This window comes from Paenibacillus sp. FSL W7-1088, from assembly GCF_037969855.1.
Lineage (GTDB): Bacteria > Bacillota > Bacilli > Paenibacillales > Paenibacillaceae > Paenibacillus.
The window spans coordinates 5,317,359-5,337,571 of sequence record NZ_CP150216.1 but is presented as its reverse complement, the minus strand read 5'-3'; the positions used below and the strand labels follow the sequence as shown (position 1 = coordinate 5,337,571).

At 45.4% G+C, this 20,213-nt stretch carries 21 protein-coding genes; 12 read left to right on the top strand and 9 right to left on the bottom strand.

All coding sequences use genetic code 11. The features are described from left to right. Window positions 1-131 precede the first annotated feature (131 nt). The 3 genes from MKY42_RS24130 to MKY42_RS24120 form a co-directional block, all read right to left on the bottom strand. Window positions 132-995 (bottom strand): type II CAAX endopeptidase family protein, encoded by an 864-nt coding sequence (locus MKY42_RS24130; protein ID WP_090903700.1) that lies wholly within the window; start codon window positions 993-995, stop codon window positions 132-134. A gap of 292 nt (window positions 996-1,287) precedes the next feature. After that, complete coding sequence (locus MKY42_RS24125; RefSeq protein WP_339845244.1) at window positions 1,288-2,007, bottom strand: SDR family oxidoreductase; 720 nt, start codon at window positions 2,005-2,007, stop codon at window positions 1,288-1,290. A gap of 61 nt (window positions 2,008-2,068) precedes the next feature. Continuing rightward, complete coding sequence (locus MKY42_RS24120; protein ID WP_090903698.1) at window positions 2,069-2,416, bottom strand: helix-turn-helix domain-containing protein; 348 nt, start codon at window positions 2,414-2,416, stop codon at window positions 2,069-2,071. Window positions 2,417-2,612: 196 nt separating this feature from the next. On the opposite strand from MKY42_RS24120, the gene MKY42_RS24115 reads away from it, so the two are divergent. From MKY42_RS24115 to MKY42_RS24105, 3 genes are all read left to right on the top strand, one after another. Then, window positions 2,613-3,167, top strand: a complete 555-nt coding sequence (locus MKY42_RS24115; protein WP_339845239.1) for an NAD(P)H-dependent oxidoreductase — start codon at window positions 2,613-2,615, stop codon at window positions 3,165-3,167. 483 nt (window positions 3,168-3,650) lie between these two features. Then, a complete protein-coding gene (locus MKY42_RS24110; RefSeq protein ID WP_339845236.1) occupies window positions 3,651-4,010 on the top strand; it encodes a hypothetical protein in 360 nt (119 codons plus the stop codon). A gap of 40 nt (window positions 4,011-4,050) precedes the next feature. Continuing rightward, entirely contained in the window at window positions 4,051-5,619 is a 1,569-nt protein-coding gene (locus MKY42_RS24105; protein WP_339845233.1) for an exosporium glycoprotein BclB-related protein, read from the top strand. Between the two features lie 230 nt (window positions 5,620-5,849). On the opposite strand, the gene MKY42_RS24100 is transcribed toward MKY42_RS24105, so the two are convergent. Further along, window positions 5,850-6,305, bottom strand: a complete 456-nt coding sequence (locus MKY42_RS24100) for a DoxX family protein (protein WP_256222317.1) — start codon at window positions 6,303-6,305, stop codon at window positions 5,850-5,852. Window positions 6,306-6,343: 38 nt separating this feature from the next. Here MKY42_RS24100 and MKY42_RS24095 point away from each other — a divergent pair, with 38 nt between their 5' ends. Beyond that, window positions 6,344-6,718 carry a helix-turn-helix domain-containing protein gene (locus MKY42_RS24095; RefSeq protein ID WP_339845229.1) on the top strand — a complete coding sequence of 125 codons (375 nt, stop codon included), beginning with the start codon at window positions 6,344-6,346 and terminating at the stop codon, window positions 6,716-6,718. 223 nt (window positions 6,719-6,941) lie between these two features. On the opposite strand, the gene MKY42_RS24090 is transcribed toward MKY42_RS24095, so the two are convergent. Both MKY42_RS24090 and MKY42_RS24085 read right to left on the bottom strand, forming a co-directional pair. After that, window positions 6,942-7,736 (bottom strand): ankyrin repeat domain-containing protein, encoded by a 795-nt coding sequence (locus tag MKY42_RS24090; protein WP_339845226.1) that lies wholly within the window; start codon window positions 7,734-7,736, stop codon window positions 6,942-6,944. A gap of 38 nt (window positions 7,737-7,774) precedes the next feature. Beyond that, entirely contained in the window at window positions 7,775-8,749 is a 975-nt protein-coding gene (locus MKY42_RS24085; protein WP_179263604.1) for a phosphotransferase, read from the bottom strand. Window positions 8,750-9,067: 318 nt separating this feature from the next. Between MKY42_RS24085 and MKY42_RS24080 the strand changes: the two genes are divergently transcribed. Next, window positions 9,068-9,655, top strand: a complete 588-nt coding sequence (locus tag MKY42_RS24080) for a DUF1629 domain-containing protein (protein WP_339845220.1) — start codon at window positions 9,068-9,070, stop codon at window positions 9,653-9,655. 188 nt (window positions 9,656-9,843) lie between these two features. On the opposite strand, the gene MKY42_RS24075 is transcribed toward MKY42_RS24080, so the two are convergent. Then, the gene (locus tag MKY42_RS24075; protein WP_339845217.1) at window positions 9,844-10,395 is read right to left on the bottom strand and encodes a TetR/AcrR family transcriptional regulator; all 552 of its coding nucleotides are present in this window, start codon (window positions 10,393-10,395) and stop codon (window positions 9,844-9,846) included. Window positions 10,396-10,555: 160 nt separating this feature from the next. Between MKY42_RS24075 and MKY42_RS24070 the strand changes: the two genes are divergently transcribed. Both MKY42_RS24070 and MKY42_RS24065 read left to right on the top strand, forming a co-directional pair. Continuing rightward, complete coding sequence (locus tag MKY42_RS24070; RefSeq protein ID WP_339845214.1) at window positions 10,556-11,464, top strand: type II CAAX endopeptidase family protein; 909 nt, start codon at window positions 10,556-10,558, stop codon at window positions 11,462-11,464. Between the two features lie 561 nt (window positions 11,465-12,025). Then, complete coding sequence (locus MKY42_RS24065) at window positions 12,026-13,585, top strand: acetamidase/formamidase family protein (RefSeq protein ID WP_339845211.1); 1,560 nt, start codon at window positions 12,026-12,028, stop codon at window positions 13,583-13,585. Between the two features lie 209 nt (window positions 13,586-13,794). Here the strand turns inward: MKY42_RS24065 and MKY42_RS24060 are convergent, their stop codons facing one another. Both MKY42_RS24060 and MKY42_RS24055 read right to left on the bottom strand, forming a co-directional pair. Further along, window positions 13,795-14,649 (bottom strand): sulfurtransferase, encoded by an 855-nt coding sequence (locus tag MKY42_RS24060; RefSeq protein WP_339845208.1) that lies wholly within the window; start codon window positions 14,647-14,649, stop codon window positions 13,795-13,797. A 108-nt stretch (window positions 14,650-14,757) separates the two neighbouring features. Then, entirely contained in the window at window positions 14,758-15,702 is a 945-nt protein-coding gene (locus MKY42_RS24055; protein WP_339845206.1) for a DMT family transporter, read from the bottom strand. A gap of 228 nt (window positions 15,703-15,930) precedes the next feature. Here MKY42_RS24055 and MKY42_RS24050 point away from each other — a divergent pair, with 228 nt between their 5' ends. The 5 genes from MKY42_RS24050 to MKY42_RS24030 all read left to right on the top strand — a co-directional run bounded on the left by MKY42_RS24050 (window position 15,931) and on the right by MKY42_RS24030 (window position 20,211). After that, the gene (locus MKY42_RS24050) at window positions 15,931-16,833 is read left to right on the top strand and encodes a polysaccharide deacetylase family protein (RefSeq protein ID WP_244192768.1); all 903 of its coding nucleotides are present in this window, start codon (window positions 15,931-15,933) and stop codon (window positions 16,831-16,833) included. A gap of 41 nt (window positions 16,834-16,874) precedes the next feature. Next, window positions 16,875-17,528, top strand: coding sequence for a YkyA family protein (locus MKY42_RS24045; RefSeq protein WP_177185844.1), 654 nt, complete (start codon window positions 16,875-16,877; stop codon window positions 17,526-17,528). 142 nt (window positions 17,529-17,670) lie between these two features. Beyond that, window positions 17,671-18,558, top strand: a complete 888-nt coding sequence (locus MKY42_RS24040) for a hypothetical protein (protein WP_339845201.1) — start codon at window positions 17,671-17,673, stop codon at window positions 18,556-18,558. A gap of 89 nt (window positions 18,559-18,647) precedes the next feature. Next, a complete protein-coding gene (locus MKY42_RS24035) occupies window positions 18,648-19,094 on the top strand; it encodes a GNAT family N-acetyltransferase (RefSeq protein WP_090903681.1) in 447 nt (148 codons plus the stop codon). Window positions 19,095-19,287: 193 nt separating this feature from the next. Continuing rightward, the gene (locus MKY42_RS24030; protein WP_090903680.1) at window positions 19,288-20,211 is read left to right on the top strand and encodes an ADP-ribosylglycohydrolase family protein; all 924 of its coding nucleotides are present in this window, start codon (window positions 19,288-19,290) and stop codon (window positions 20,209-20,211) included. Window positions 20,212-20,213: the final 2 nt, after the last annotated feature.

Here is a 20,213-nt window from a genome sequence, read left to right as displayed (position 1 = left end):
CTGCTACTTTGCGGGCTTTTGTCAATCTTAAGTTTGATGCTCTTCCCTATGAATAGATTTTCATCATTTCTCCGAATTCTAGCGTCTTCTTTTCAAAAAAAGTTTTATACATCCTCACCTATAGCAATCGTTTATAGCTGTCTTATGACAAGAGGCTTTCTCGACATCATCCATGCTGCAATCAGCAAGGCGAGCGCCACCAATATTCCGGATTCTCCAGTCCATAGCAGAACGTTCTTGCCACTGGAAGAGATATCGAAGGCATCCTGGATCACGGCATTCCAACAGGCATGGAGGAGAATCGCAGGCCATATGCTGCCCGTTGTTAAGCGCAAGCGGCTGATCAGATAACTGAAAGAGGTCACTGAAATCATAAACAGGATAACCGATAAGGCCGGATACGGACCGGAATAATAATTTGCAAAAAGCATTACGGGAAGGTGCCAGACCCCCCAAATAATTCCGCTCGTTAGCACGGGTCTGGGTATACGGGCGTCGATTAGTCGAGTGAGCATATAGCCTCTCCAGCCGAGCTCCTCTCCTGAACTGCTGATTATACCGATTGCAGTACCCGCAATCATTTGAAAAAGTATCGTTCCTGCAAGGATAACACCAGATGGACCCTCAATGAATGAGTCTGGTGTAACATACTGAACAAGTCCCGTAACCCATGCGATTCCATAAGCAAATAAACCAATGACGACTGGAAAAAGCAAGATGAAAGGCAACGACTTCAGTGTCTGCTTCCCACCAATCCGCAGGGAAATATCCGAGATGCCTTCACGCAGCACGATACGGGCGAAGATGGAGGACAAGCCAGGTGTCCACATGAGAAGCAGGCCGAAAATAGGTGCTTTCGTAATCAGTACATAACTGAGGATGGAGAGCGGGATGAGCATGGCAAAGAAAACGAGCAGTCCTCGCCTGGCTTTTTGAATAAGAACCTTTTCCTCCTCTGAATTCAAGCTGGGCATGGTGCTAAAATTTGTGCTCATTGTGATAGCTCCTTTAATCAAAATATGTATGTCGCTTTGCAGTATAACAGTGGATCTATCCTGATCAGAACAAACTCAAGCCCAGTCTTTGTCCAAGACCCTAGCCCAGGGAGGATAGGACTAAAGTATAGTGACGTTTTTTTAAAATGAAGTGAATTTAAGCCATTTTAAAGCCCTTTTTATAAAATGTTAACTTCCTTAGCAGCACAAAGAGCACGTTTCAAACGCGCTCTTTATGTTTGTTCTTCTCTGGTTGTCACGGAAATTCTTTTTAATTCTGTTGGAATTTCGATTAAGCGTTTATATCCGTAATTGCCGGCATATTAATTTCTTTTACACAGGCTGCATTGGACAGGCTGACGATGCATTTTACGATAGAAACCATATCCTGAAGAGGGATGCGTGTACCATTATATTCGGAAAGAGCGCGGTCAATGCCATCTTTATATGGAACTTCGGCTGCGAGTTCTCCCGGGTTGATACACGTAACCGCAATCCGGTCTTTTCTTGTATGTTCTCTCAAGGCTTCTGTAACTCCACGAATGGCAAATTTGGAGGCGACAAAAGAAACTTGAGTACTGTTCGCATTGTTCAGACCTGCAGTCGAGCCAATAAGAATGATTTTTCCAGCTGTTGATTGCCTGAGGTGGGGTAATAATGCCTGAATACAAACAATAGCGGATGTTACATTCACATGAATCAGATTACTGATCTCGGCGGGGGTGTCCTTATCGAACGTATAGTGGTCCTCGAACCCCTCTTTTTCCCAAATGCCCACATTGTAAATGAGAACATCTAAAGTCTCGTTCTGAAGCGCATCGCAGATCTGTTCGGATGCATGGAGATCAGACAGATCTGCCTGTATCCATATGCGTTCCACGCCATCCTCCAGCTTCAAGTTATCAGGTTTTGTGCGAGATACAACCCAGACTTTATCACCTTGCTCAGGTACACCCCTGACAAATGCATCTCCTAACCCTTTGCTGGCACCAAATACAAGATAGTTTTTCAATTTAATTGCTCCTTCTTCTCAAAGTGTCAGCCTATAGGTACGAGCTCAAAAAGTAGGCTCTTTATTTTTCCAATAATATAATGTCTTGTCCTTGTTGTTGCCTTAATGCTATATTTTCCCGCCCCCATGTGCACATCACATCCACGATCTTGTTGGCGGTAACTCCATACTCCGTAAGGCTGTATTCGACTTTGGGCGGCATTTGTTGATAAACATGTCTTCTGACAAGGCCATCGCTCTCAAGCTCGCGTAATTGCTGGATCAGGACCTTTTGCGAGATACCGTCTATACTGCGCTGCAACTCGCCTGTCCTTTTCACACCGGACATTAATAAACATATGATTAGCGCTTTCCATTTGCCGCCAATAATTTCGAGTGTCGCTTCGATTCCCAGGTTATATTGCTTCATGACATATCACCTCGTTTATGTTACATCTTGCGGATGTGGTATAACTAGTTATTTTCTCACAATAGAGTTGATGAGTCCATACAGACTTTGAAGTAACCATCTTACTTTCGAGTGTGTATTTTCTTTATTTCAAGCTTATATGATAATGGCCATATTCAAAAAAACCTATAGCTGAACTGAGAAAGGAATGTTAATCATGAAAACACTCGTCATTCTGGCGCATCCCAATATAGAGGTTTCAAGAGTAAATCAACGCTGGAAAAAGGAGCTGCTGCAACACTCGAACGATATTACAATTCATGAGATTTATAAAGCCTATCCTGATTGGAACATCGATGTGTCCAGAGAACAGAAGTTACTCGAAGCATATGATCATATTATTTTGCAGTTTCCGTTATATTGGTACAGCTATCCACCTTTGTTGAAAAAGTGGTTAGATGATGTGTTTACTTACGGATGGGCGTATGGATCAACAGGGGACAAACTGCATGGGAAAAAGATGGGTTTGGCCATGTCGATTGGCGATAAGAAGGAAAATTACACGCGGGGTGGCTCAGTGTCCTTTACTGTAGATGAGGTTGTTACGCCTTTCAAAGCGAGCATAAATCATGTTGGTGCCGTAGCATTACCGTATTTTGCAGTCTTTGGTGCCTCATTTCAAGCTACCAATGAAGAAATTAACCAAAGTGCACAAGATTATATCCGTTATATCCATAAGTATCAGAATGAGGTTAGGAATCTATCGATTTAAACAGAGCGATGCAGTCGTTAAAATAGGTTATAATTCAGAACGGTGCAAACGGGAGCAAAAAAACGTGTGTCAGATGGATTAAACCTAAATAACTATGAAAAGGGCTGTCTCAAAAGTCATGAGCATGACTTTTGGGACAGCCCTTTTGACACGAAAACACCAGACTACACAAGGCTGGTTTGTTGTATAAAGCTATGTTAAATCATCTTTTTGTTCCCGATTGTTGGAAAAGGTTCTTTTGAGTTCTTGTAATAAATAAATGAAATGGTCTGCCACTCATCCCTCATCATATTCATATTACCCCTTTGTTTAAACGCAAGATTACGAAATTCATATATTGTTCTTGCCTTAATCTTATATGTCTTATGAATATTGGTGAATTGACGCCTGTCTTTTGTCCACACCGTTGCTTTCATGTATGAATATTACTATTCATGTGAGCTTAAGAGACTAAGAGGTTCATGAAAAGGTGGGATGGGGAAGATGGCTATTTTATCAACTGGGCCGATCGAAAACAATCCGTTTTCTGGTGTTAGACCGACACAACAGGTAACGATTAGATTGGTAAGTCGAACTGCTGTAGACTCTGTAACAGTATCCGTTCAGGGGTATGTGCTAAGCACAACAAGAACGCTGTATGTGAGTGAAATGATCAGTATTGCACCTAACGAAGCACTGACCAGAAATTATTTTGCAGACTTAGATGCTTTTGAATTTGTTTTTGAAACCAGTACAGAAGGTTCGGAAGAAGTAGGGATCTCAGTATGGGGCAAACAAGCGTCGGGACAATTGGTAGATGCACACCGGGTGGTGGAGCACGAAAAAACAGTTCAAAACACTTAGGAAATAAGATATCCCAATCCCATGAAGAGGAGATGTAGCGATGAGCTTTTTATCGACAGGGCCGATAGAAAATAATGCTGTTAGTGGTGTAAGACCGACTCAGTCAGTTACAATCAAGATCGATAACCGCAGTGATGTGGCTACCTCAACCATACAAATACAAGGGTATTATATGAGTGGTGGAGTGAGAGTTCTGTATATCAGTGAGACTTTTGACCTTGCACCCAATCAGGTAATAACCAACAACTACTTTGCCAATCTGGATGCCTTCGAGTTTACTTTTACAACAACAGCGACGATTAATGATCCTATTCAAGTATCAGTTTGGGGTAAGAGCAGCACAGGCTCTTTGGTAACAGCCCATCGTTTGGTTTCTTCCGAATTGCTAGGCGAAATCCCAAGCATTACTGGGGCCACAGGAGCAACGGGAGCAACAGGCACCGCAGGTACAACCGGAGTAACGGGAGCAACAGGCACCGCAGGTACGACCGGAGCAACGGGAGCGACAGGTACAGCAGGTGTAACCGGGGTAACGGGAGCAACAGGCACCGCAGGTACGACCGGGGTAACGGGAGCGACAGGTACAGCAGGTGTAACCGGGGTAACGGGAGCAACAGGCACCGCAGGTACGACCGGGGTAACAGGAGCAACAGGCACAGCAGGCACAGCAGGTACGACCGGAGCAACAGGTACAGCAGGTGTAACCGGAGCTACAGGAGCGACAGGTACAGCAGGTACAACCGGAGTAACGGGAGCAACAGGTACAGCAGGTACGACCGGAGCAACAGGAGCAACAGGTACAGCAGGTGAAACCGGAGCTACGGGAGCAACAGGTACAGCAGGTGTAACCGGAGTAACGGGAGCGACAGGTACAGCAGGTACGACCGGAGTAACGGGAGCGACAGGTACAGCAGGTACGACCGGAGTAACGGGAGCGACAGGTACAGCAGGTGTAACCGGGGTAACGGGAGCAACGGGCCCAGCAGGGGTAACCGGAGTAACGGGAGCGACAGGTACAGCAGGTGTAACCGGAGTAACGGGAGCGACAGGCACAGCAGGGGTAACCGGGGCTACTGGTGCGACAGGTTCTGGAGCAATTATTCCTTATGCATCAGGACTTCCGGTTGCGTTGACTACGGTATTGGGCGGCCTTCTGAATACCTCCAGTTTAGTTGGTTTTGGCAACAGTGCTACAGGGGTAAGTGTTAATGGAGGAATTATTGATCTCACAGGCGCTGCTGGAACGTTGCTTAACTTTGCTTTCTCCGCATCGCGTACAGGAACGATTACTTCACTGGCTGCATATTTCAGCACGACAGCCGGACTGAGCTTGGTTGGATCTACAGTAACCATAACTGCACAATTATTCCGCTCCACTACACCGAATAACTCCTTTACAGCTGTACCTGGTGCATTGGTCACTTTGGCTCCCCCACTCACCGGAATTCTGGCACTGGGCACAATATCCAGCGGATTGACTACAGGACTGAGCATTCCGGTAGCCGCAGGTGACCGCCTGCTTATGGTCTTCTCGGCATCTGTAACAGCCGGAGTTGATGTGGCTACAACCATAGCCGGATATGCAAGCGGCGGTCTGACCATCACTTAACGGAAAATTATATATCAAGTTGTTAAACAGGGACCTTTATCATGTTGATGAGAGGTCCCTGTTTATATGTGATTACACCGGTAAAAGGATAGCTACACATGTTACCATAGATTAGTATGACCGCTTTTAGGACATGTTGGTAACAGTCTGGCACTCTTAACCTATCCAAAAGGAGACGTATATAAAATTGGGTTGGGTGGGAGAACGAATAAGTCTGATGAGCGCCGTGTTCATAGTCTTCCAAAGGTTACGATCAATGCCAGAACCATAAAAAAGAGATTCACGCCAAGCTCCCGATACTCACTGCGCCGAATATGAAACAGCATCCCAAGAAACGTGACCGCTGCCAGAGCCATTGCGGCGATCGGCGTAAGCAGCGGAGCTATGTTCAGCGCCCACGGCAAAACGAGGCCCAACGCTCCGAGCAGCTCCGCAATTCCGATCAGAACAACCAGACTTTTTGGCACATCATCGACCCAGGCCCACATCTTTTTTGATGACTCGATACGAATGGTTTTCATCCATCCCGAATATACAAAGCCTGCCGCCAATATGATTTGTATGATCCATAACGTTATATCCATCGTTTCTTTTCCCCTCACTTGTTCAATTTTGATGTCTGCCTCTATACTAAAGTGAGAAAGTCCAATCAGGAAGTAGGCACTTAAACCTAACCAGGTAACCAAAAGTAAACCCTCGTATGACTAGAAAGTGAGGAATGCAAATGACGGTGTATTGCAAATTTGGAACGGCGCTGGATATCCTTACGGGCAAATGGAAATCTTTAGTTCTTCTTCGCCTGCTAAGCAATAGCACAATGCGGTTCAGCGAATTACAAAAAGCCATTCCCGATATTTCGAAAAAGATGTTAGCCCAGCAGTTGAAAGAACTGGAGTATCATGATATTGTGCATCGCGAAGTGTATGCGCAGGTTCCTCCAAAGGTTGAATACTCGATTACGGAGTACGGACAGCTTATGAAACCTGTGCTTCAGACAATGAGCGACTGGGGAGCAGGGCATGTGCAGCATATGGAGAAGCTGCACGGCGAAGCAGGGCCAAACCCTTCCGAACTTCGGAAAATCGATTCCTTGGGGTAAACATTCGGGTATGAAGCGCATGGCAAAAAAAAGCCCGTAAAGATCACGGGCTTTTCCTTTTATACATATGCAAATAAACAAAAACAAACGCTTAATCTTCTCGTCCCTTCTGTTAGCTACCGGATTGTTGACTTGCTGATCCAGTTATTTCAGCTTTTTTGCACCTCTGCATGTTTGCAGTCATCAGCAGTTGGCACTTCCAGACTAACCATTAATCATTCATCTACCTGTGAATCTCGCTAGCAGATTTGGCACCTTGATTCTCAAGCCACGGGATCAGTTCAACCCATCTATGTCGTTTGGCTGTGTCCAGTGGAGTCATTCCATCCCAGGTGGCTATCCAGTTCAGTTCGGCGCCTCGGTCAAGCAGGTATTCGGCTGTTTCTCTATGACCACCATGGCAAGCACACCAGAAGGCAACGTTTACTGCATCGGGAGGAGAAGGGGAGGTGCTTGTTCCCCAAGGATAACGTTCTGGGAGTTGGACGCCTTTAAAATGTTCTTGCAGGGCGTGAATATTTCCAAGGGCGGCTGCATGCCAAAGGGCAAAGGTCGCACCGCGCTTAACCAAGCGCCGAGCTGCATCCCATTGTGCGAAAGCAATAGCATCGTCCAGCGGTGTGCCTCCGGCGATGACTGCGCCAGGGGCTTCAATGTCTGCGCCAGCATCAAGAAGGGCATCGAGTACTTGGACGTCATTGGAGCTTGCAGCCCAGTGCAAAGGTGTCTCGATGTTTGGACCGACAAAAGGAGCGTTCACTTCCGCACCGAACCTGGTCAGTACTCGCACGGTATCCGCTCCATTAGGGAAGTGCCCCGGCCAATCCGTTACCACGTGCAGCAGCGTTCGAGAGATTCTGGAATCTGAATCTACGTTGTCAGGCTTTCTCTCCAATATTTTTACTTTTGCCAATCCTGGATTCTGTGTCAACAGTTGCTTTAATGATGGAATATCTCCAGTGTGAATGGCTTGAATAACGCTCATTGCAAGTCTTTCGTCTTCGTAAATAAATTCCATGCTCCAATCTCCTTCCAGGCTTATATCCATATTCATGTTTATTGGTCAAGCATCTGAACTGCGCATCTGGTATGATACTCCGCGAGACCTCTAGCAAATTGCTGATCGGGGAATTGTCTGTGAAGCAGTTTCAATCCTCCTGATATCAGGGACAAATGATGGCAAAATCGATAAAATGTCATCCGCTCAGGGTCGAGATCGTTACTTTTCAAGTGATGATAAAATTTTCCAAATCGAAACTCCAGAAAGCTATGCTCATGTTCGAGATCGAAAAATCCTGCGCCATCAATATCGATAAGGCATGGTTGCATCGCAGAATCTATCCATATATGATCCGGACCTAGCTCCCCATGGATGAAACTATAGAGATCTCTCGGTTGAATGGCTGCTTCCAATTCGTAAAGTTTCTCAAGCAGCCTTTCGTCATTTTTCCTTATATCTGACATGTGCCTGGATGCATAGGATAAGGCTGTTTCGGCATCCAACCGCTTGACTTTGTAGCAAGGCTCAGCCTTTTTTCTGTTATCGTTGGCGTTTCCATAAACGTTTCTTTGGATGTTATGCATGTTGGACAACATATCCCTGATCCGTTGAAACAACGCATCTCGATCTTTGTGATTTTTATGCTGGAAATAGGCTTCGGCTTTCTGTCCATCTACGTACTCAACAAGAGCAAAATCATAAGCGTGCCGGCCTCTATCGTTATTCAGATCATATAAGGTTGGTGTTCGAATTCCATGTTGAGCGAGAAAGCGAGTATTTAAAGAGAAAATTTCGCTGCCATAGGCACTGTGGAACGTGGGCTCATTCAAGATCTCTTCCTGAAAATAGTTGCTGGAAATATCCCAAACGTACAGCATACAAGTAAAACCATTCTTGCAGTCAAGTTTGTAAATTACTTTTTGCGCGCCGCCATGAATTCTTGCGCTCTGCGTTATGTGGTAACCGGAGCCAAATACATTGTACACATAACCCTGTAATTCTTCACGAGTAAGATGGTTGTTGGACATCATTGATATATACTCCGTTTCATCTGTAGTTTGCCGGCCAGCAACCTAAATATATAGAACATTTTTCCAAAAATATAGACTGTTTCTTTTCGATCTGTTAAAGTGTTGATTAAGGTCTGTATATTCATATGTACATCAAAGCAAGGGGCCGGGTACTCATGTTAGTGAGTGACCCGGCCCCTATTTTGCATGCAAGTTGACTCTCTATCGACATCAATTAAGACACTTCAATTATGTTGTATTCCCTACTAATCGAAACTTAAACCTCTTAAGATGTAAAATGGATGAAAAGCACTTCATTTTGAAAGGACACATCATTCTTTGAACTATTATTTTCTGGAATCTCAATATCCACGTAGAGGGTTTATTAGTGGTGGAACGACCTTCACTCCCCAATTAGATATGAATTATGTGGCGATAGAGAATCCGTTGCCAGAGGGGACAACCGCAGAGGTTAAGCTACTGTCTTCGGTGCGCAACCTGAATGTAGATTATTTCGAGACGATCACAGGAACAAGACACGTATCAGATCGTTTTAAAACGCTGTTGGAGGAAACGAAAACAAACACCCAGTTTATTCCGACAACGGTGTGTTACCACGACGGTCGTTCGGTTGAAAAAACCTATTGGACTGCACATCAGTTTGACCGTTTGGATGTTTTTGATTATGAACGTTCGGAATATGGGCGCAAAGCGGTCATTGCTGCATCTGTACAACAGCCTCCACGTAAGATCGTCAAAGTTGTATCTCGCATCTGCCTTCATGAAGAGCGAATTGGCGAGCATGAATTTTTTATGCTGGATTATATCAATATCTTCAAACCCATTGTTTCAAAAGATTTTTACGAAGTATGCCGTAAACATAAGCTGAATCTGTACGTTACAGAAGTCGGAGAGGTAAGCCCCTAAAATGCATGGATATGGATACAAAGAAAGCACAAAGAAGCCCGCATCAGACGCGGGTTCTTAATCTTTATTTTTCCCCGGTAGCCACCGGATTCTCCTCATAACTTATTCAGTCGCTCCTGCTGCAGATTGGATTCTGCTACGCTTTGGCAAGCTAACTTAACTCCCCGATCTGTGTGTCATGCTTTCCTTCAACGTATAATCCAATGAATATAGTCTTGTATCATTTCTTTGCTTCGTGTTCGATTTATCTTATGCGGCTCGAGATACAAATTGAGAGCCATCCCATTCATAAAGGCATACAATTTTTCTTGTTCCTTCTCTTCATCGGTAGTGCGCAGAAGACCTTCATTTTTTAAGTACATAATGCAGTTCCTGATTGCGTTTTGCAGGTCCACATAATTGGCATCGAACCCTTTTTGCGTTTTTCCATAGCTTACAAATGCAAACCAAACCTCCATTTCCAATAATGTTTGTTCATCAGTCGGCACTAGCTCGAGCAAGTATTCAACAATTCTTTCTTGAGGCGCCAGTTCTCTTGCATTCAGATTGCTCAGCCGAGTAAGTACCTTTTCTTTAACTAACTCCATTGCAAATGCTAGCAGGCTCTCTTGTTTGGAAAAATAATGTCTTAAAGCGCCTTGTGATAGTCCGGCCTCCTTCGCAATCGTTCTTGACGTTGCATGATGAATGCCTTGCTCACTAATGATTTTCCAAGTAGCTTCAGCAATAATATTCTTCATTTTCTCATGGTCCACGATTTTTGGCATACACACAGAATATCATATTATTTAACTCAACTGAAATAAATAGACGTTGAAGATGGGATGTGCTAGAGTTTATTTAACTCAATTGAATTAAAAAAAGCAAAGGCGACATACCACTCAAAGGAGAGGGATTGGAATGAATCAGCAATTCAAAGTAATGTTTCCAGGATGGGGAAAGGCAATCGGCTTATTATGCGTGATCATTATATTTGCTGCTGTATTATGGTTGGTATGTACCGGAAACTTGAATATAAGGTACACAGCCGATCGTGAGGTAGTGATTCCAATATGGCATAGTATATTGCCGGCATTCTTTGGCATTTTCCTAATCCGTATGATTCCTTATGAAAGTCAAAGTCAAGATCCCTCGTCTTATCAACAAATGGAGAAAAAGCACTTGGTCGTTCAATCGATTGTATTATTGCTGTCAGGCGTTTTATTTACGGCTGCTCTTATCATGTTGGACCAGCATGGGTTACATTTCGAGCTATATTATTTGACGTTCAAGTTGACGACACTATTGTTCATCCCGTTGATTTTATTGCTGGTTTATCGCAAAATGACTGGCGGGCAACAAGACATGATCTCGAAAAAGCCTCGCTCTCGCGGACACGTCATTGCACCACTGATCGTTATTGTGGTCTGGTGTTATCTAAAGTTCTATTCCCCAATTGCACAACCAGAAGGAGCAATCGAAGCAACCAATATGACAGAATTACTTCTCTTGGTGTTGATAGGTTTTATGATCAATAGCGTATTGGAGGAAGTCTTTTATCGGGTGTGGCTGCAAACCCGGTTGGAGGCATTGCTTGGAAGATGGCCTGCCATACTACTAGTTTCAATATTATGGTCCATTTGGCATGTCGCCATTCAAGGAAAGGGTCAGTGGGATGTTGATGTGGCAACAGTGATTGCAAATCATGGGGTTACGGGTCTGTTTCTTGGTTATCTATGGGCCCGCTATCGTAGAGTATGGGTAATTATCCTGATTCATGGAATCCTAAATGCATCCCCTTATTTTCTGTTGCAGGTCTTGTTTCATTGAGGGGAAAGGATCTGGTTGGATCTGTCTTCCCGTGCAACGATGCCTATATCTCTCCCGTATTCCCGGGTGACGCTCAGGCACTGCAAATACACTGCCCCCAAGCATCAGCTTGCATGGCGGTGTATTGTCTTTGAGATATTGTAGAAGAAATTGTAGACTTGTGCTACGAACTTACTCTTCCCCCGTAGCCACCGGATTTTCCTCATAACTACTCCAGTCGGCTTCAACTTCCGGAATACAACTTCACATTCATATATCCCGCTCTTCCAGCGCATTCACGTGCGTACAAGTGCTTAAGCCTTAACCGAAGTGCAGGAGTATGCCTGTGGCGGGATCAGGCACATGAAAGAAATACATCATTTTTCTGCAACTTAATTTCGTATGTTCAAACGGTTTTCGTATGATAAGTATACTGACATATTATTTGCGTTTATAATATCACTCTTGATATACAGCTATAGAATGTTAATTTTTCTAACGAAAAAATATTGTTGTAAATGTATTTATATGTTATTGTGTATTTATGTTAGGTAATATTACATAGTATAGAGGGGGAACGTTATGTTTATTAACCGAACCATTAGAAAATTTGGGGTTTCACTAGGGATTATAGGTATGTTTACATGTGCTCTACCTTCAGTGGGCTTTAGTATGCCACTGCAACCAACAACCATCGATAAGGTGGAAGGTGATTATTATGTAACGTCTGCGATTGAGAACATTCGATGGGGATCACTACCTAATCGAGATAGCTCCCCAATTCTTACTGTACCATCAGGAAGTGCTGTAACATTTGACACGGTATCGCATGAGGGACTGATGGAGGATCAAGGGAGAAATCCAGTGGAATACTTCGGCAAGTTCGGTATCTCATCCGATGGAGTGTTGGATGATGCGAAGGCAATTACAGCTTCTGAGATGAAGCATGATTTTGTAAAAGACGGACCTCATATTATCACTGGGCCAGTAGCGGTTGAGGGAGCGGAGCCAGGAGATGTTCTTAAAGTAGAAGTGCTTTCGTTGCAAACTCGAGTTCCATATGGTGTCATTTCTAACCGCCATGGTAAAGGTGCCCTTCCAAACGAATTTCCAGAAAATACAGGCCCGCAAGAGGAAGCCAGCGCAACAAAACCGGAATTATATAATAATGTCTCTATATTTACGCCCATTGAAGAAATCAACGGCAACTGGTATGGCTTGTTACCAACAAAAGCTGGCAAGAAGGTACGTTTCCCAATTAACCCGTTTCTAGGTGTTATGGGGGTTGCACCAAATACCAGCGAAGTTGTGAGTTCTATCCCACCTATTGAAACAGGAGGGAATATGGATATTAATGAGTTGGGTGTTGGTGCAACTATTTATTATCCGATCCAAGTTAAAGGCGGGCTATTCTATACTGGAGATCCGCACTTTGCTCAAGGAGATGGAGAAGTAGCGTTAACTGCATTGGAAGCTTCCTTAAGGGGGACAGTTCGGTTAACGGTGTTAAAGAAAGGTGATTCATCACTCCCACATGATGGAGAATTCACGCAACCCTTTGCTGAAACAGAGGATTATTGGATTCCAATTGGACTGGACCCTGATTTGGATGAAGGGATGAAAGAATCAGTGCGTGAATCGATTCAATTCTTATCCGATAAGCTTGATATGGATAGAAGTGTAGCCTATGCGTACCTGTCGGCCGCAACGGATTACGAAGTATCTCAGGTCGTGGATCGAACCAAAGGGGTTCATGGACTCATTCGAAAGACTGATTTCCTTGAATATGTTGACGTTGCCATGAATGTAGGTGGTACGACGATCAAACCGGTTGTTCATAATGATGAGTTCTACGTACCGATTCGAACCATTTCGGAGCTATTGGGCGGTACAGTAGGATGGAATCATAAGACGCGTACCACGCAAATCAAATTAGGCACGAAAAATATAAGTGCTCAAATTGGTTCAGATGTGTATTCAATTAACGATAAACTGGTGTTTAATAGTAAAGTACCTAAGCTGTTAAATGGGGAAACCGTAGTTCCGGTGTCTGTTATTAATGAAATACTAGGTGCTTATGTAAACTGGACGACGATCGACAAGACGTTGACAGCAAATGTATCGTTAAGTAAAAAGCAATAATAGAATTGATTATTCAACCGTGGTGGACGGATGTCCATCACGGTTTTTTTATTATCATGAATCAGAAAAAGCTGCACTTGATGTCTACTTCTGTGTGCTTTTAATGCTTACAGGGTGTTGTAGTTGACTCGATGTTAACGCCAAACATAGAAAAATACATCGCCGGGGCAGATAAGCCACCTGGCGATGTATTCAACATCGATACACTACTATACGTCTCTGTCCGCTTCAGCATTACCTGTTGCCACCGGATTCCCCTCATAACTGATCCAGTCGCTCCAGCTTCCGGAATATAGCTTCGCATTCGAGAATCCTGCTTCCTCCAGCGCAATGACGTTCGGACAGGCGGAGACACCTGAGCCGCAGTATACAATAATGGCATCGTCTTTCCCCAGCTTCGCGAACCGCTCCTCCAATGCCTCAACACCAGACCAGCGACCATCTGCACCAAGCACGTTTTTCCAAAAATAATTCACCGCACCCGGAATATGTCCGGCCTTGGCATCGATCGGTTCCTCCAGCCCCGCATAACGGCGGGCATCGCGGGAGTCGATGAGCACGGCACTGCCATTGGCAGAGGCTTGCTGCACATCCTGCACACTAGCCAGCATCAGCGGCTGGATGTTCACCTCAAACGAAGCCGGAATCTGAACCGGCACATCCGTAGTCACTGGAAACTTGGCATTCTGCCAAGCAGAGAACCCTTCGTCCATGACATACACCTGTTCATGTCCCAGATAACGAAGTAACCACCACAATCTCGATGCGTTCATGCCGCCTTGGTCATCGTAGGCAATAATACGTGCATTTGAGCCGATGCCGGCTTTGGAGAGGCGACTTGCCAGTGCAGCCGGATCTGGAAGCGGATGACGTCCTCCGTGCGCAGATACGGGAGCGGATAAATCTTTTTCGAGATCGAGATAGACAGCACCTGGAATATGTCCAGCCTCGTAAGCTTGTCGTCCGGCATCCGGTTGACCGAGTAAGAATCGGCAATCGGCAATGACCACATCCGGTTCATACATTCTGGCGAGCAGCCAGCGCATGGATATAATATTTTTCATGAAAACACACCGCCTTATATGTAGTGGGATGGATTCAACCGGAATCTGCGTAATGCAGGTGCGCAGGTTCCGGTTGTTTTTTTACAAATATTCGAATACAAACACAAGTTACACCACTGTAGGTTCGATTGGCCCTTTTCCAGCTGCAGGAGCATCTGAGGGAATGGGCTGTGGTTTGGTTTTGCCATACCGAATGAAGATCCATACCCCGAAAATAATGACAACCCCGGCAGACATCTGAAGCCCGTTGAGAGATTCCCCGAGTAGCATCCAGGCCAATAGAGAGGAAAATACAGGCTCCCCCAGAACCCCCATCGATACGGTCGTAGCATTCATATATTGAAGCAGCCAGTTGAAGAGATAATGCCCAAAGATGGTTGGCACGATTGCGAGCAACAGGAAAATTCCCCACTCGGAAGCCGCATAACCGCCAAACGGGAGACCATTAACCAGATTATATACCGCAAGCGTACAGGCAGCTACGAAAAATACCCAGAAGTTATAGGAGAAGGCACTTAGTCCGGTACGTAAAAACTGTCCAAGCAGCATGTGTACCGCCACAGCGATCGTCCCGAGCAAAGAAAGAATATCCCCCCGCAGCGCTGTGCCTGCCAACTGGAAATCTCCAGCTCCAATAGCGATCGATCCAAGCAGGGCAACGCCCATACCGATGATCATCATGCGGTTAATTTTGGCTTTGAACAGCCAGACGGAACCGGCAAGAATCAATATCGGCTCCAACGCGAGAATCACCGTTGAACTGGCTACACTCGTGAGCCGAAGCGATCCCATCCAGAGCAGGAAGTGCAGTGCCAGCATGACGCCGGATGCGAGCAGTAAAGCCCACTGTCTGAAGTTTAAACGCATCATCTCGTGCCGGTATTTCCACACAAAAGGCAGCATTAACAGATTGGTGAGGAACAGTCGGTACATCGCGATGACGGCGACATCGGCTGTGGACCAACGTACAAAGATGGAAGAAAACGAAATGGCAATAATGCCGACAAAGAATAGCAGAAAGACCGATCTGCCGGCACGGTTCAAGCTAGTCATGGGTGTAGCTCCTTCTTGAAGTCAAATGGCGTAAATCAATTTATTATACAGGAGAATGCATCCGCAGGAAAAGCGTTGCAAGAAAATAGATAAGTAGATTGTAACCGGGCTTGTAACTATTCTGTCATTCTCCAAGGCCATTTTTCTATTAGTCTTCTATATAGAGACATGAAACGATATAATGTACCAATAATCGGGAAAAAATGAAAGTAAGGAAGTGGCCTGGAAGTGAGAGTTCAACAACAGAGAGCGGGAGAGAGTGGCGGCATTCCGCATAGAACAAGCCGAACCAAGACGCATGGAAGAAGAAAAATCCGGTATGGGAGACTGAGTGCTGCGCTGGTGCTTCTGGCACTGCTCATTATCGGTTTAACATATGCATTCATTGGCATGACGCACTGGATCAAGGGTTATGTAGCACCTCCGCCAGTCGCTGCAATTGAACAGCCAACCAAGCTTGGCATGATTGAAATGACACCGGAGTCCAAAGAGGAGCCTGCACGGTTCCAGGGTCAGGTGCGCAAGCTGGCATACATAACGTTTGATGATGGACCAAGTGTATATACCGATCAACTGCTGGATATTTTGAAACAGCATGAGGCAAAGGCAACCTTTTTCATGATTGGACGTCAGTTGAATCAACACAAGGAAGCGGTGGAGCGGCTTGTCAAAGAGGGCAGCTATCCGGGGCTTCACAGCATGACACATAACTATAACAAATTGTATAAGAGCGGAAGCTCCTCTAACTTTGTGAAGGAGTTCAAAAAGGAGCAGAAGATGGTCCAGGATCTGATCGGTTTTACACCGCATCTGATTCGTGCTCCGTACGGCAGCAGTCCCCAGATCGGAGAAGAATTCAGGGGGGATATTGCCGCGGCCGGGTTCAAAATGTGGGATTGGACTACCGATTCCCTCGACTGGAATCTTCCAGGTCAGCCGGACAAAATCGTAGAACGGATTAGCAGAAGTGTGCATCGGGATAAGGAAGTGATTCTGATGCATGAGCGCGAGCAAACGGTACAGGCGCTGCCACGCATTTTGAAACTGCTTGAAGATCGGGGTTATGAGTTTGAGGTCTACGATCCCAATGCACATTGGGTATCCAATTTTAGCGCAGACACCCGCCTGTAAGAATAACAACATAGCAGTTGCAAGAGAGGAGGCACCCCGAGGTGCTTAGAAGAAAAAAGATAGCTCTGGCCGGGGTCAGCATATTGCTGGCTCTGCTTGTCAGTGCTTGCGGTCAGCCACAGGAACCTGCGGCAAATCAAGTCAATCAATTAATTCTTACCGATCAGGAGATGAATCAAAGCCTGAAGGAGCTTGTACGCCATGAACGGGAAGACATGGAATTATACGGATCGATACTGAGTAAAGGAAAGAACAAAAACAGTAATCTGGAGGCCTTGCTCGATCAGGCAGACGGACATATTGCCGAGCGAAGAACACTGCTGGAACAAGCTGAAGCGGTGATGAGCCGGACTAAAGAACAGATGGAAGAGCTGCGAACTTCGTTGGATCAGTTATCTTTTGAAAAGGAAGAGAACCTGGCTCAAGCCCACACGGTATTGGATCAGTATGAGCAAAGAGCTGCGTCATTTGAAGCGTTTGTTGCCTCCTACAGGCAGAGCCTTGATGCGGACGAGCAGTTATATGCATTGATGAGAGGCAGTGTGGAGCCCAATTTGGTTAAAATCAAACGTGCGATTCGGGAACGGAACAGCCAATATGCCAAAGTTGCCGAGTTAAGACAGCAGTTTAACAAGCAGACAAAAGCTTTTAACGGAGCCAACGCGAAGCTTGTGCAAATGGAGCAAGCCAGCTGAGTATTCATGGTGTCAAAGAAGCATTGAACACTTTCTATGATTGAGCGACGGGTCAGCCGTGTAAGTAATACTAAGCTGTCAAGTTAACAAGTCAGGCAACATGGACAAGCATCATTGCGTATAAGCTAACGGAGGTGTTCATATGCGGAATACGATGAATATTAGTGCATCATTACTTGTTTTGGTTATGGGATTCTCGCTTGTGGCCTGCGGCAATAGTAGCCCTACTGCTCAACCACCCGCGAATAATACAGAAGAACAGACACCGGCACCAGGGAAGCAGCCTGAGGAAAGTGCTGTGATTGAAGCGGAAGGCATTTTGACCGGATGGGCAGATCCGCACACGGTTGAAATTCGTGTGAAAGAGGAACCGATGTCTTTCCAGGTGGGTGAAAATCTGCAGAAATCTTTGGATGACATTGACGACGAAGATTCCGTTCAATTCAAATATGTAGAGAAAGCCATTGAAGGCGACACAACGACCAAACAGCTGGTGCTTACGGAAATCGCCAAGGTCGAGTCCAATGACGGTAACGGTACGAATGCAGGCGGTAATGTTACATCTAATCGTGCCAAAACATCCGAGCTGGAAGTGACCGTGGAAGGCATGACCGAAAAGCGCGCAGTTACACTGGCTCAAGGCAAAGGATACTCATTATATGTGTTTGAACCGATGGTTTACGATGCGGATGATCAAGAATTGACCATGAAGATTGATCCGGATTACGAGGTCGAGATTGAAAAACTGCCTTCGGATTATAACCTGAATGAACTGAAGTCAGATGCGAAGAAAGAACTGTCAGAAACTGGAATTGTCAAACAATTGAGCGAGGAAAAGCTTAGCAATGGACCGATGAAAGAGGCAAAATTGTTCATGATGTCTCAAAACAATAAGAAAACGGAGTATTTCATCGTAAAAGAGCTGGATGGCAATGGATTCGCTTTCCATATCCATGTACCGGTTGGCGAACCTTCAGAGGGCTTCCTGCCTATGGTTTATGCCTCCATCAATTCCATCATGAACGAGTAAGCGTGCTTTGATAAGGGATGCAAAAATAAATGAGTTACCATTTAGTTCAGTTGTAACATGATCCTGTAGCGAATTGAGAGGTTTATCAAATGCCAGGAAAAAAGATAAGACATATCAGGGTGTCGGATGCTCATGATATTTATCTGCTGAATCAGGAATTTAACCCGAGTCTGCGTGGATTTTCCGAGCAGCAGGTTAAGGCAAAGATTGAGGTCATTCTAACGAAAACGAATGATATGATTTTGGTATGTGAGCAGGATAACGAAGTCATTGGTTATATTCATGGAAGTCGATATGAGTTGCTTTTTGCCGACTCTCTACTCAACATTTTAGGATTTGTTGTGAAGGAAAAGGCTAGAAATCAGGGTACAGGCAGCCTGTTGATAGAGTCTCTGGAGCAATGGGGAAAGAATAATGGCTACTCCGGAATTAAGCTGCTGTCTCATCCGAGTCGTACCCATGCTCACCACTTTTATGAACGACGTGGATATGTATTTACAAAGGATCAGAAAAATTTCATTAAAACATTTGAATAAAATCATTTGAAAAGAGCCGGAAGGAACGATGCGATAAGCATAGGTTCCTCCCGGCTTTTTGGCCGTATGTCTATTCAGTTTGCTGAATTCAACCCGTTGACCTATTGTTAATAAAATTCTTTACGGCATATCAAGCCATGTGGGAGAATGGAAGAAGTTATTTGAGAATTAAATCGCGGAGGAGGGATGGACGATGCTGCATAAGGATCGTTTCCAAGGTTGTTTCATTGGGCTTGCCGCGGGAGATGCATTGGGAACCACAGTGGAATTCAGCAGTCCTGGCACATTTGAGCCTGTTACCGATATTGTGGGCGGCGGGGTGTTCAATCTGGCGCCTGGACAGTGGACGGATGATACGTCGATGGCCCTGTGTCTGGCAGAAAGCTTGGTGAGAAAAGAGAACTTTGATCCCGGGGACCAGATGCGCAGATATACGAATTGGTATCAGGTGGGTTACATGAGCAGTACGGGAACCTGCTTTGATATTGGCGGCGCTACTCGGAGTGCTCTTGAACGGTTTGCAGCAACCGGTGAAGCGTATAGTGGTTCAACCAATCCGATGACTGCGGGGAATGGTTCAATCATGCGGCTCGCACCTGTAGCCATGGCATATGCCAACCAGCCGGATCAAGCAGTGCGGTATGCTGGGTTGAGTTCCAGAACGACCCATGCCGCTGTTGAAAGTGTGGAAGCATGTGAAGTGCTGGCGGCAATATTGGTTGCAGGGATGCGCGGAGCGGACAAGGACGTGATGTTACGGCCTGATACCTGCCGCCAGTGGAGGGAAGAGAAATCTTTTTCACCAGCGATTGAAGAAATTGTTCAAGGATCATACCGAGATAAAGTACCGCCTGATATTCAGGGGAGCGGCTATGTTGTTCGTTCACTTGAAGCAGCGTTATGGGCATTCCATCAATCATCGACCTTCGAAGAGGGTGCGCTGCTGGCAGTGAATCTGGGGGATGATGCGGACACAACGGGAGCGGTATATGGGCAAATTGCCGGGGCGTATTATGGATTGAGTGGCATTCCGGCACACTGGCGAGAGAAGCTGGCCATGCAGGATACGCTGGTTGAATTGTCGGAGGCATTGTGGTTAAAGGCGGAAGCTAGATAGAA

Bases quoted from the DNA above. Each gene is read 5' to 3' on its own strand.
- MKY42_RS24035 (WP_090903681.1), top strand. From the start codon at position 18,648: ATGCCAGGAAAAAAGATAAGACATATCAGGGTGTCGGATGCTCATGAT.
- MKY42_RS24105 (WP_339845233.1), top strand. From the start codon at position 4,051: ATGAGCTTTTTATCGACAGGGCCGATAGAAAATAATGCTGTTAGTGGT.
- MKY42_RS24065 (WP_339845211.1), top strand. From the start codon at position 12,026: ATGTTTATTAACCGAACCATTAGAAAATTTGGGGTTTCACTAGGGATT.
- MKY42_RS24115 (WP_339845239.1), top strand. From the start codon at position 2,613: ATGAAAACACTCGTCATTCTGGCGCATCCCAATATAGAGGTTTCAAGA.
- MKY42_RS24085 (WP_179263604.1), bottom strand. From the start codon at position 8,749: ATGATGTCCAACAACCATCTTACTCGTGAAGAATTACAGGGTTATGTG.
- MKY42_RS24095 (WP_339845229.1), top strand. From the start codon at position 6,344: ATGACGGTGTATTGCAAATTTGGAACGGCGCTGGATATCCTTACGGGC.
- MKY42_RS24110 (WP_339845236.1), top strand. From the start codon at position 3,651: ATGGCTATTTTATCAACTGGGCCGATCGAAAACAATCCGTTTTCTGGT.
- MKY42_RS24040 (WP_339845201.1), top strand. From the start codon at position 17,671: ATGCGGAATACGATGAATATTAGTGCATCATTACTTGTTTTGGTTATG.
- MKY42_RS24070 (WP_339845214.1), top strand. From the start codon at position 10,556: ATGAATCAGCAATTCAAAGTAATGTTTCCAGGATGGGGAAAGGCAATC.
- MKY42_RS24090 (WP_339845226.1), bottom strand. From the start codon at position 7,736: ATGGAATTTATTTACGAAGACGAAAGACTTGCAATGAGCGTTATTCAA.
- MKY42_RS24120 (WP_090903698.1), bottom strand. From the start codon at position 2,416: ATGAAGCAATATAACCTGGGAATCGAAGCGACACTCGAAATTATTGGC.
- MKY42_RS24075 (WP_339845217.1), bottom strand. From the start codon at position 10,395: ATGAAGAATATTATTGCTGAAGCTACTTGGAAAATCATTAGTGAGCAA.
- MKY42_RS24060 (WP_339845208.1), bottom strand. From the start codon at position 14,649: ATGAAAAATATTATATCCATGCGCTGGCTGCTCGCCAGAATGTATGAA.
- MKY42_RS24030 (WP_090903680.1), top strand. From the start codon at position 19,288: ATGCTGCATAAGGATCGTTTCCAAGGTTGTTTCATTGGGCTTGCCGCG.
- MKY42_RS24130 (WP_090903700.1), bottom strand. From the start codon at position 995: ATGAGCACAAATTTTAGCACCATGCCCAGCTTGAATTCAGAGGAGGAA.
- MKY42_RS24055 (WP_339845206.1), bottom strand. From the start codon at position 15,702: ATGACTAGCTTGAACCGTGCCGGCAGATCGGTCTTTCTGCTATTCTTT.